Source organism: Stenotrophomonas sp. Ste86 (assembly GCF_024519465.1).
Classification (GTDB): domain Bacteria; phylum Pseudomonadota; class Gammaproteobacteria; order Xanthomonadales; family Xanthomonadaceae; genus Stenotrophomonas.
Map to the genome: position 1 here is coordinate 270,511 of NZ_JALJRW010000002.1, position 11,268 is coordinate 281,778.

Below are 11,268 nucleotides of genomic sequence, written 5' to 3' on the forward strand. Positions count from 1 at the left end.
CTGGAGGTTGCCGGTGCCGAGCATGGCTCGGCACTACCGGGCGGCCCGCCTGCGGTGCAGGCGGGCCGCGGTGGCGCGTTTCAGCCCTTCGCCGCCAGCTGGCGCAGCACGTACTGCAGCAGGCCGCCGTGCTTGAAGTACTCCACTTCCTTCGGGGTGAGCAGCATGACGTGCGCCTCGAAGGTCTTCGTCGTGCCATCGGCCTTGGTCGCAGTGAGCGTGGCGGTCTTGCTGACGCCGTCCTGCAGGCCGGTGACGTCGACCGTTTCCGAGCCGTCCAGGCCCAGGCTCTGCGCGTTCTCGCCGGCCTTGAACTGCAGCGGCAGCACGCCCATGCCGACCAGGTTGGAGCGATGGATGCGCTCGAAGCTCTCTGCGATGACCGCCTTGACGCCCAGCAGATTGGTGCCTTTGGCCGCCCAGTCGCGCGAGGAGCCGGTGCCATACTCCTTGCCGGCAAACACCACCAACGGCACGCCTTCGGCCTTGTATTTCATGGCCGCGTCGTAGATGGCCAGCTTCTGCGGCTCGCCGCCGTCCTTGGGGAAGTACAGCGTGTTGCCGCCTTCCTCGCCACCGAACATCAGGTTCTTGATGCGGATGTTGGCGAAGGTGCCACGGACCATGACGTCATCGTTGCCACGGCGGCTGCCATAGCTGTTGAAGTCGGCCGGCTGCACGCCGCGTTCCTGCAGGAAGCGCCCGGCGGGCGAATCCTTCTTGATGTTGCCGGCCGGGGAGATGTGATCGGTGGTGATCGAATCGCCGAACAGGCCCATCACCCGCGCGCCGTGCACGTCTTCGATGTGGCCGACCTGCATGGTCATGCCCTCGAAATACGGCGGGTTCTTGATGTAGGTGGAGTGGCCGTCCCACTCATACAGGTCGCCGTCCGGGGACTTGATGTTGTTCCAGCGCGAATCGCCCTTGAACACGTCGGCGTAGTTCTGCTTGAACATCTCCGGGCCGATGGTCGCGGCGATCACATCGCCGATTTCCTTGTTGCTGGGCCAGATGTCGCGCAGGTACACCGGCTGGCCATCGCTGCCGGTGCCGAGTGGTTCGGTGGTCAGGTCGATGTCGGTAGTGCCGGCGATCGCATACGCCACCACCAGCGGCGGGCTGGCCAGGTAGTTCATTTTGACTTCCGGGTGCACGCGGCCTTCGAAGTTGCGGTTGCCCGACAGCACCGAGGTCACCACCAGGTCGCCCGCGGCGATGCCCGCGCTGACTTCGGCCGGCAGCGGGCCGGAGTTGCCGATGCAGGTGGTGCAGCCGTAGCCGACCACGTAGAAGCCGATCTTTTCCAGCTCGGTGAGTACACCGGCCTTTTCAAGGTAATCGGTGACCACGCGCGAGCCTGGGCCGAGCGAGGTCTTCACCCACGGCTTGCGGTCCAGGCCCTTGGCGGCCGCGTTGCGGGCGAGCAGGCCGGCGCCGATCATCACCGCCGGATTGGAGGTGTTGGTGCACGAGGTGATCGCGGCGATCACCACCGCGCCATCCTTCAGCCGGAATTTCGTGCCGTCCAGTTCGACATCGCTGTAGCCCTTGGCCAGTTGCTCGTTGCCGACCGCCGCACCACCGCCTTCATTGACGAAGTTGGATACATCCTCGGTGCGCTTGTCGCGGTTGGTGGTGAGGCCGACCAGGCTGTCGCGGTAGTTCTGCTTGACGTCCTCGAGCAGCACGCGGTCCTGCGGGCGCTTGGGGCCGGCCAGCGACGGCTTGACCGTGCCCATGTCCAGTTCCAGGGTAACGCTGTAGCTGGCGTGTGCGGTGTCGGCGTCGTGCCACAGGCCCTGGGCCTTGGCGTAGGCCTCGACCAGCGCGATCTGTTCCTCGCTGCGGCCGGACAGGCGCAGGTAGGTCAGCGATTCGCCGTCGATCGGGAAGATGCCGCAGGTGGCGCCGTACTCGGGTGCCATGTTGCCGATGGTGGCGCGGTCGGCCAGCGGCAGGTGCTGCAGGCCTTCGCCGAAGAACTCGACGAACTTGCCGACCACCCCGTGCTTGCGCAGCATCTGGGTGACGGTCAGCACCAGGTCGGTGGCGGTGGCGCCTTCGGGCATGCGTCCGGTCAGCTTGAAGCCGACCACCTGCGGGATCAGCATCGAGGACGGCTGGCCGAGCATGGCCGCCTCCGCTTCGATGCCGCCCACGCCCCAGCCGAGCACGCCGATGCCATTGATCATGGTGGTGTGGCTGTCGGTCCCGAACACGGTGTCCGGATACGCGATGGCCTTGCCATCCTTGTCCGCGGTCATCACCACGCGGGCCAGGTTTTCCAGGTTGACCTGGTGGACGATGCCGGTGTTGGGTGGCACCACCTTGAAGTTGTCGAACGCCTTCTGGCCCCAGCGCAGGAAGCCGTAGCGTTCCATGTTGCGCTGGAATTCGATCTTGCCGTTGAGGTCCAACGCATCCGGCGTGCCGAATACATCCACCTGCACCGAGTGGTCGATCACCAGCTCGGAGGGGATCTGCGGGTTGATCTGTTCCGGGCGACCGCCGAGCTTGACCACCGCATCGCGCATCGCGGCCAGGTCGACCACGCAGGGCACGCCGGTGAAGTCCTGCAGGACCACGCGGGCCGGCATGAAGGCGATTTCAATATCCGGTTCGGCCTTGGGGTCCCACTTGGCCACCGCTTCGATGTGGTCGCGGCCGACGGTAGCGCCGCCGTCCTCGTGCCGGAGCAGATTCTCCAGCAGGATCTTCATCGAATAGGGCAGGTGGGAGATATCGAACTGCTGTCCGAGCTTGGGCAGGCTGAAGTAGTCGTAGGTCTTGCCGCCGACGTCCAGCTGGCTGCGGGTGGAGAACGAATCGCTCATGCGGGGTGACTCCTCTTGCGGATGGCTTGCAGTGGTCCGCGCGGAGCGGGCCTGCTTGCGTTTGCCGGCGGCCCTGGGGTACCGGATCGCAGCCAGTATGAGCGATCCCGTGCCACGCCATGGCCGGCCAGTGACAGAACACAAGGTTACACAGCCACATGTAGCGCCGGTGTCATCACAGCGGTGCGTCCAACGCAGACGGGGCGCCCATGGGCGCCCCGTCGGGGAAGCGTTGCCGGGCGATGCCGGTTACTTGCCGTTGGCGGCGTCGATCAGCGGGTTGCCGGTCTTGCCCACCGCGTTGGACTTGGACTTGGCCGTGAGCACACCGGTCTTGCCGAACTCGAACACGGTCGCTTCCTGGATGTTCTTTCCGAACGACTTGATCTTGACGAAGTCGTAATACCAGACCTGCGTGTCGCCCAGCTGCTCGCGCCGGCTCGGCGCGCCGAAGGCTTCGCGGACCTGCTCCTGGGTGGTCTTGCCGACCTGGGCGGCGTCCATCTGCTGCTGGGTGATTTCCGTGCCGGTGGTGTAGGCGCCGAACGGGTTGGCCTGGGCCGACGCGGTCGTCAGTGCCAGCGGGGCGGTAAACAGCAGGGCGAGGGTGAGGGTGGTGGCACGCATCGCGGGATGTCCTTTTCTATCGATGGGGCAGGGTTGCCTGCCGTTCAGTCTATCCCGCCGGCTGCGGCCCTGCCTACGGTGCCAGTCACAGAACATCGATTTGCCCTGAACCCATCAAGTACGTACAATTCATACATACTTTTTGAGGCGTACCCCATGGAAGCCACCGTAGCTGAACGCGGGCAGATCACCTTGCCCAAGGCGGTCCGCGATGCGCTGGGCCTGACCAAGGGCACCCAGTTGAAGGTCGAGCTGGACGGCAGCCGGATCATCCTGCGCAAGAGCGTGGACGATGCGATCTCGCGCGCCCGCGGCAAGTTCGCACTGGACGGCTTCGATTCGGCGCAGGCCGCCGTCGATGCGGTCCGCGACGAGGAATGAGCGCGGCATGATCGCTGTCGATTCCCCGGTCCTGATCGAACTGCTCAGCAACGGACCGCAGGCCGACGCGGTGGAGGCGTACCTGCGCCAGAGCCTGGTCGGCGGGCGCGTGGTGATCTGCGCGGTGACCCTGGCCGAGATCTGCGCCTCGCTGCGCGGCGGGGCCGAGGTGCAGGAAGCGCTGGAGGAAATGGGCATCCATTTCAGCCCGCTGGAGGCCAAGTCCGCCCTGCGTGCCGGCGAAATGCATCGCCGCCATCGCCAGCGCGGCGCCGGCAGGCGCGGCCTGGACGAATTCATGGTCGGCTCGCACGCGCTGTTGCAGTGCGATGGGCTGATCACCTGGAACGACACGTTTTTTCGCGACTACTTCAAGGGCCTGAAGCTGATCGTGCCGCAAGCCTGAGCCCACGCACCGTTTACCGCTGTATTCAACCGCAGTTTTTTCAAAGAATTTCCCGGGAGTTGTCATGTTGGAAGCCTACCGCCACCACGTAGCCGAGCGCGCCGCGCTTGGCATCCCGCCGCTGCCGCTGAGCGCCCAGCAGACGGCCGACGTCATCGAACTGCTGAAGAACCCGCCGGCCGGGGAAGCTGAGTTCCTGCTGGAGCTGCTGACCCACCGCGTGCCGGCCGGCGTCGATGATGCCGCCAAGGTCAAGGCCTCGTACCTGGCCGCGATCGCCCTGGGCAGCGAAGTCAATGCGCTGATCAGCCGCGAGCGCGCCACCGAACTGCTGGGCACCATGCTCGGCGGTTACAACGTCGCCCCGCTGGTCCAGCTGCTCGATGACGCCACCGTCGGTGCGATCGCCGCCGATGCGCTGAAGAACACCCTGCTGGTGTTCGACGCCTTCCACGACGTGCAGGAAAAGGCCAAGGCCGGCAATGCCCACGCCCAGGGCGTGCTGCAGAGCTGGGCCGATGCGGAGTGGTTCACCAGCCGCCCGCAGGTGCCCGAAAGCCTGACCATCACCGTGCTCAAGGTGACCGGCGAAACCAACACCGACGACCTGTCGCCGGCCCCGGACGCCACCACCCGCCCGGATATCCCGCTGCATGCGCTGGCGATGCTGAAGAACAAGCGCGATGGCATCGAGCCGGAAGAAGACGGCAAGCGCGGCCCGGTGAAGTTCATTGAATCGCTGAAGGACAAGGGCCACCTGGTGGCCTACGTGGGCGACGTGGTCGGCACCGGTTCGAGCCGCAAGTCGGCCACCAACTCGGTGCTGTGGTTCACCGGCGAAGATATTCCGTTCATCCCGAACAAGCGCTTCGGCGGCGTGTGCCTGGGCTCGAAGATCGCGCCGATTTTCTACAACACGATGGAAGACGCCGGCGCGCTGCCGATCGAGCTCGACGTGTCGCAGATGAACATGGGCGATGTGATCGAGCTGCGCCCGTACGACGGCAAGGCCCTGAAGGACGGCGCGGTCATCGCCGAGTTCAAGGTCAAGTCCGACGTGCTGTTCGACGAAGTGCGCGCCGGTGGCCGCATTCCGCTGATCATCGGCCGCGGCCTCACCGCCAAGGCGCGTGAAGCGCTGGGCCTGGCCCCGACCGATCTGTTCCGCCTGCCGATGGACCCGCCGGATACCGGCAAGGGCTTCTCGCTGGCGCAGAAGATGGTTGGCCGTGCGTGTGGTCTGCCGGAAGGCCAGGGCATGCGCCCGGGCACCTACTGCGAACCGAAGATGACCTCGGTGGGCTCGCAGGACACCACCGGTCCGATGACCCGTGACGAACTGAAGGACCTGGCGTGCCTGGGCTTCTCGGCCGACCTGGTGATGCAGTCGTTCTGCCACACCGCCGCCTACCCGAAGCCGGTGGACGTCAAGACCCACCACACGCTGCCGGAGTTCATCTCCACCCGTGGCGGCATCTCGCTGCGCCCGGGCGACGGCGTGATCCACAGCTGGCTCAACCGCATGCTGCTGCCCGACACCGTCGGCACCGGCGGCGACTCGCACACCCGTTTCCCGGTAGGCATTTCGTTCCCGGCCGGTTCGGGCCTGGTGGCCTTTGCCGCCGCCACCGGCGTGATGCCGCTGGACATGCCCGAGTCGGTGCTGGTCCGCTTCAAGGGCAAGATGCAGCCCGGCGTGACCCTGCGTGACCTGGTCAACGCGATTCCGCTGTACGCGATCAAGTCCGGTCTGCTGACCGTGGCCAAGGCCGGCAAGAAGAACATCTTCTCCGGCCGCATCCTGGAAATCGAAGGTCTGCCGGAGCTGAAGGTCGAGCAGGCATTCGAGCTGTCCGATGCCTCGGCCGAACGTTCGGCCGCCGGTTGCTCGGTGCACCTGAACAAGGAGCCGATCATCGAGTACCTCACCAGCAACATCACGCTGCTGAAGTGGATGATCGCCGAGGGTTACCAGGACGCCCGTTCGCTGGCGCGCCGCATCGAGAAAATGGAAGCGTGGTTGGCCAACCCGGAGCTTCTGCAGCCCGACGCCGACGCCGAATACGCCGCCGTCATCGAGATCGACCTGGCCGATATCCACGAGCCGATCGTGGCCTGCCCGAACGATCCGGATGACGTCAAGACGCTGTCGGACGTGGCCGGTGCGGCCATCGACGAAGTGTTCATCGGTTCGTGCATGACCAACATCGGCCACTTCCGTGCGGCGGCCAAGCTGCTGGAAGGCAAGCGCGACATCCCGACCAAGCTGTGGGTGGCCCCGCCGACCAAGATGGACGCTTCGGAGCTGACCAAGGAAGGCCATTACGGCACCTTCGGCACCGCCGGCGCACGCATGGAAATGCCGGGCTGCTCGCTGTGCATGGGCAACCAGGCACAGGTGCGCGAGGGCGCGACGGTGTTCTCGACCTCGACCCGCAACTTCCCGAACCGTCTGGGCCGCAACTCCAACGTGTACCTGGGTTCGGCCGAACTGGCCGCGATCTGCTCGCGTCTGGGTCGCATCCCGACCAAGGAAGAGTACATGGCCGACATCGGCGTGCTGGATGCCAGCAGCAAGGACATCTACCGCTACATGAACTTCGACCAGATCGAGGACTATCAGGACGTGGCCAAGACGGTCGCTGCCTGATGCGGTAGCCATTGACTGCTGGTCGATGGGATTCAACTGAAAACACCCGGCGCAGGCCGGGTGTTTTTTTGTGTGTGCGGTATCGGCCAGGAAAGGCGTTATGGCACCGCTTCATGCCGTGCGCCCGGTGTCCAGTCCACCGAACCGCTGAAACGGCGGTTGCCGATCAGCAGGTCGCCGCGCCTGCCGATCACGTCCACCTCGAACCACGGCAGACCATCGGCCTGTGCTGGGCGCAGGTACATCTGCTTCTTCGCCCGATTGAACTCGATGTAATAGCGGCGATGGGGCATCGGCTTTGGTGCACCCGTCCAGTCAACCTGCACCACGCCCGGGTCATCGCTGCCGAAGAGGGACAAGTGGAAGCCGAAATCACCTTCCTCCACGTCGAAGTGGAACGTGTCGCTGCTGGCGATGGCAGTGGTGAGCGGCAGTAGAAGCAGGACGCCCATTGTGAGGAATTGAAACCGCGTCTTCCGTGTCATGCCCATGCTCCGTGTGTGCAGGGGCACATCAAAGCACACACGGCCGGGGTAGAGCCGAGCCATGCTCGGCTGCGTGCAGGCAGACGTGGTGACCGCTGCGCATGCTGGTAGAGCAGCCGAGCATGGCTCGGCTCTACCCCGCGATACCCCGCATTGCCTCGCGATACCCCGCGATACCCCGCATTGTCTCGCGATACCCCGCATTGCCCCGCATTGCCCGACATTGCCTTGCCGGATCGCGTCGTGTGGGGGACGGATTGGCCGCACCCGCACCTGAAATCGCCTATGCCCGATGACGGCATGCTGGTGGATTTCATTCCGCGGATCGCGGTGACCGCTGAACTGCAGCGGAAGCTGCTGGTGGACAACCCGATGCGGTGGTGCCGGGGCGGGTGAGGGACGTCGCCGCGCGTGCTTCAGCCTGGCCGGGGCGCACGGTAGAGCCACGCCCTGCGTGGCTGTTCTTCGGTCTGGCATGGCGTGCAGCCACCCGTGGGGTGGCTCTACCGGGAGGGCCGCGCAACGGTGATGCCGGGCCATCACACGATCGCCGGGTAGAGCCACGCCATGCGTGGCTGTTCTTCGGTCTGGCATGGCGTGCAGCCACCCGTGGGGTGGCTCTACCGGGGAGGGTCGCGCAACGGTGACGCCAGGCCATCGCGTGATCGCCGGGTAGAGCCACGCCATGCGTGGCTGGCGCGGACTATCCCCGCGCCAACGCCATCAAGCGCTCGGCAATCCGCTCCAGTGGCACCATTTCTTCGGCCGCACCCAGCTTGTAGGCCGCGCCCGGCATGCCCCAAACCACGCTGCTGGCTTCGTCCTGCACCAGGGTGGGGGCGCCGGCGTTGCGCAGTTCGAGCAGGCCGCGGGCGCCGTCGTCGCCCATGCCGGTGAGGATGGCGCCGATAGCGTTGCTACCGGCACTTTCGGCGACCGAGCGGAACAGCACGTCCACCGCCGGCTTGTGTCGGTTGACCGCGGGGCCGTCATCCACGCGGCAGCGCCAGCGCGCACCGTCACGGATCACCCGCAGGTGCTTGCCGCCCGGCGGCAGGTAGGCGTGGCCGGGCAGCACCGCTTCGCCATCGCTGGCTTCGCGTACCGACATGGCCGAATGCCGGTCCAGGCGCTCGGCGAAGGGCGTGCTGAACGTGGCCGGCAGGTGCTGGGTGAGCACCACGGCGGGCGCGTCGGCGGGCATGCCCTCGAGCACCACGCGCAGCGCTTCGGTACCGCCGGCCGAGGCGCCGATGGCGATCAGGCGGTCGGTGGTGCGGAACTGGATGCTGCGCGCGGGGGTGACCGGTGCGACCGCGTCGAGGGTGATGCGCGGGGTGATGGGGCGGGCCAGGGTGCGCACGCGCGAGCGCGCGGCCATCTTGACCTTGCCGATGATTTCCTCGGCATAGGCCTGCAGGCCGCGGGCGACGTCGAATTTGGGCTTGGACACGAAATCCACCGCGCCCAGTGCCAGCGCCTGCAGGGTGGTGTCGGCGCCGCGTTCGGTCAGCGAGGAAATCATCACCACCGGCAGCGGGTGCAGGCGCATCAGGTTTTCCAGGAACGCCAGGCCGTCCATGCGCGGCATTTCCACGTCCAGGGTGATCACGTCCGGGGCGAGGCGTTTGATCTTCTCGCGCGCCAGCAGCGGGTCGGCGGCGGTGCCGACCACCTCGATGCCCGGATCGCTGGCAAGGATTTCGCTGAGCATCTGCCGCACAACGGCGGAGTCGTCGACGATCAGGACTCTGCAGGGCGCACCGTGGGTCATTCGAACAGCTCCACGCCACCGGTGACCGGGGCCTTGGACAGACGCGCACGCACGGCCGATTCGGTCGCGGCGACTTCGGCCTCGTGCGCATGCGGCAGGCGCTGCACGACGACGCGGCCGGTGTCGGCGAAGAACCACACCTTGCGCGGATGGATGCCGCACAGGTCTTCGGCCAGCACCGGGATGTGCTCGGCCTGCAGGTACTGGCGCACGAACTCGGCATTACGGGTGCCGACCGGGTTGCTGGTAAAGCCCTTGAGTACGTTGGCGCCGCCGAACACCTTGGCTTCCAGGCGCTTGCGGTGAGCGCCACGCTTGAGCAGGTCGTTGATCAGCAGTTCCATGGCGTAGCTGCCGTAGCGCGCGGGTGCGCCATCGCCGACGTTGCCTTCGGGCAGCAGGAAGTGGTTCATGCCGCCGATCTTGAGCACCGGGTCGCGCAGGCACGCGGCCACGCACGAGCCGAGGGTGGTGGTCAGCGCGGTGTTGTCGTCGACCACCAGGTACTGGGTGGGCAGCAGCTTGGCCGCGGTCACCTTGAAGCGGCTGTCGAAGTAACGCATGACATCGTCGGTGCGTAGCGCCAGGTTCATGCCGGTGCTCCGGGCGCGCGCTTGTACAGCGTGCGTCCGCACGGCTGGATCAGGTCGGCGGCGTGCAGGTAGTTCTCCGAGTGGCCGGTATAGAGCAGGCCGTCGTCGCCCATGTGCTGGATCAGCCGCGAGAGGATGCCGCGCTGGGTGGGCTTGTCGAAATAGATCATCACGTTGCGGCAGAACAGGGCGTCGAACGGGCCGCCGACGTCGTAGCGGGGGGCGAGCAGGTTGAGCGGACGGAAGTCGATCAGGTCGCGCAGCGCCGGATTGACCCGGCAATGGCCTTCGTTGGGGCCGCTGCCGCGCTGGAAATAGCGCTTCTTGAGCGCCGGATCGAGTCCGGACACCCGGTCGATGGCGTACACGCCGCGGCTGGCGGTGGCCAGCACCTGGGTGTCCACGTCGGTGGCCAGGATGCGCACCGGCGGCTTGAGCGTGCCGAACGCCTCGCAGGCGGTGATCGCCATCGAGTAGGGCTCCTCACCGGTGGAGGCCGCGCACGACCACAGCTGCAGGGTGCCGTGACCGGCACGCGCGCGCAGCTCGGTGTCGAGCTTTTCGAAATGGTGCGGCTCGCGGAAGAACGCGGTGAGGTTGGTGGTGAGCGCGTTGGTGAACGCCTGCCACTCTTCGCCGCCGTCCTTTTCCAGCTGGTCCAGGTACTCGGTGAAGCTGCGCAGGCCGAGCGCGCGCAGGCGCCGCGACAGGCGGCCATAGACCATGTCGCGCTTGGCCGGGGCCAGCGAGATGCCGACACGCTGGTAGATCAGGTCGCAGACGCGGCGGAAATCACGGTCGGCGAACTCGAATTCGCGGCCGTTCTGGGAGGTGGCGGCAGGAGCGGAAGGCGTGGACACAGGCGCACTCGATGGGAATGGGGAAGTGGCGGCGACGGGGCCGCCACGAAGACTCAGAACTCTTGCCAGTTGCCGTCGTCCGGGGTCGCACTGCGCTGCGCGCGTGGTGCCGGCTGGGCGCGCGGGGCAGGGCGTGCGGCAGGGGTCGGGCGCGGGCGCGCGGCGGCCGGCACCACCACGCGCGAGGTGACTGCGCTGACGGCGGCGGCCACCTGGTTGTCCAGGCGGAAGATCGCCACGACGTCGGCCAGCTGGTTGGCCTGTTCTTCCATCGCCCGTGCGGCGGCGGTGGCTTCTTCGACCAGGGCGGCGTTCTGCTGGGTGGTTTCGTCCATCTGCACCACGGTCTGGTTGACCTGTTCGATGCCGGCGGACTGTTCCTGGGAGGCGGCGGAAATCTCGGCCATGATGTCGGTCACCCGCTGCACCGAGGCGACGATCTCGCCCATGGTGCTGCCGGCCTTGCGTACCAGGGCCGAGCCGTCGGCGACGCTGGCGACCGAGTCGTCGATGAGGCCCTTGATCTCCTTGGCCGCGCCCGCCGAGCGCTGGGCCAGGGTGCGCACTTCGGAGGCGACCACGGCAAAGCCGCGGCCCTGCTCGCCGGCGCGCGCCGCTTCCACTGCCGCGTTGAGCGCCAGGATGTTGGTCTGGA

General features: G+C 66.6%; 11 protein-coding genes. 4 read left to right on the forward strand and 7 right to left on the reverse strand.

The annotated features are described in order from the left end of the window. Positions 1-80: 80 nt before the first annotated feature. On the reverse strand, positions 81-2,837 hold the full coding sequence (gene acnA, locus NR101_RS03470) for an aconitate hydratase AcnA (RefSeq protein WP_256777491.1): 2,757 nt from the start codon (positions 2,835-2,837) through the stop codon (positions 81-83). 249 nt (positions 2,838-3,086) lie between these two features. Next, the gene (gene bamE, locus NR101_RS03475; protein WP_256777492.1) at positions 3,087-3,464 is read right to left on the reverse strand and encodes an outer membrane protein assembly factor BamE; all 378 of its coding nucleotides are present in this window, start codon (positions 3,462-3,464) and stop codon (positions 3,087-3,089) included. 156 nt (positions 3,465-3,620) lie between these two features. On the opposite strand from bamE, the gene NR101_RS03480 reads away from it, so the two are divergent. The 3 genes from NR101_RS03480 (at position 3,621) to acnB (ending at position 6,901) form a co-directional block, all read left to right on the forward strand. After that, the gene (locus tag NR101_RS03480) at positions 3,621-3,845 is read left to right on the forward strand and encodes an AbrB/MazE/SpoVT family DNA-binding domain-containing protein (protein WP_256777493.1); all 225 of its coding nucleotides are present in this window, start codon (positions 3,621-3,623) and stop codon (positions 3,843-3,845) included. Between the two features lie 7 nt (positions 3,846-3,852). Beyond that, positions 3,853-4,251, forward strand: coding sequence for a type II toxin-antitoxin system VapC family toxin (locus NR101_RS03485; RefSeq protein ID WP_256777494.1), 399 nt, complete (start codon positions 3,853-3,855; stop codon positions 4,249-4,251). Positions 4,252-4,315: 64 nt separating this feature from the next. Continuing rightward, positions 4,316-6,901, forward strand: a complete 2,586-nt coding sequence (gene acnB / locus NR101_RS03490) for a bifunctional aconitate hydratase 2/2-methylisocitrate dehydratase (protein WP_256777495.1) — start codon at positions 4,316-4,318, stop codon at positions 6,899-6,901. Between the two features lie 98 nt (positions 6,902-6,999). Here the strand turns inward: acnB and NR101_RS03495 are convergent, their stop codons facing one another. Then, positions 7,000-7,353, reverse strand: a complete 354-nt coding sequence (locus NR101_RS03495) for a hypothetical protein (protein WP_256777496.1) — start codon at positions 7,351-7,353, stop codon at positions 7,000-7,002. A 216-nt stretch (positions 7,354-7,569) separates the two neighbouring features. Here NR101_RS03495 and NR101_RS03500 point away from each other — a divergent pair, with 216 nt between their 5' ends. Next, positions 7,570-7,782, forward strand: a complete 213-nt coding sequence (locus NR101_RS03500; protein ID WP_306175368.1) for an amidohydrolase family protein — start codon at positions 7,570-7,572, stop codon at positions 7,780-7,782. A 307-nt stretch (positions 7,783-8,089) separates the two neighbouring features. Here NR101_RS03500 and NR101_RS03505 read toward each other — a convergent pair whose 3' ends face one another. The 4 genes from NR101_RS03505 to NR101_RS03520 all read right to left on the reverse strand — a co-directional run. Beyond that, on the reverse strand, positions 8,090-9,160 hold the full coding sequence (locus NR101_RS03505; protein ID WP_256777498.1) for a chemotaxis response regulator protein-glutamate methylesterase: 1,071 nt from the start codon (positions 9,158-9,160) through the stop codon (positions 8,090-8,092). Then, entirely contained in the window at positions 9,157-9,753 is a 597-nt protein-coding gene (gene cheD / locus NR101_RS03510) for a chemoreceptor glutamine deamidase CheD (protein ID WP_256777499.1), read from the reverse strand. Before cheD ends, NR101_RS03505 begins: the two co-directional genes overlap by 4 nt. Then, positions 9,750-10,613 (reverse strand): CheR family methyltransferase, encoded by an 864-nt coding sequence (locus NR101_RS03515; RefSeq protein WP_256777500.1) that lies wholly within the window; start codon positions 10,611-10,613, stop codon positions 9,750-9,752. The genes cheD and NR101_RS03515 overlap by 4 nt, the downstream gene beginning before the upstream one ends. Positions 10,614-10,666: 53 nt before the next feature. After that, the coding region (locus tag NR101_RS03520; RefSeq protein ID WP_256777701.1) for a methyl-accepting chemotaxis protein at positions 10,667-11,268 on the reverse strand (602 nt) is incomplete at its 5' end.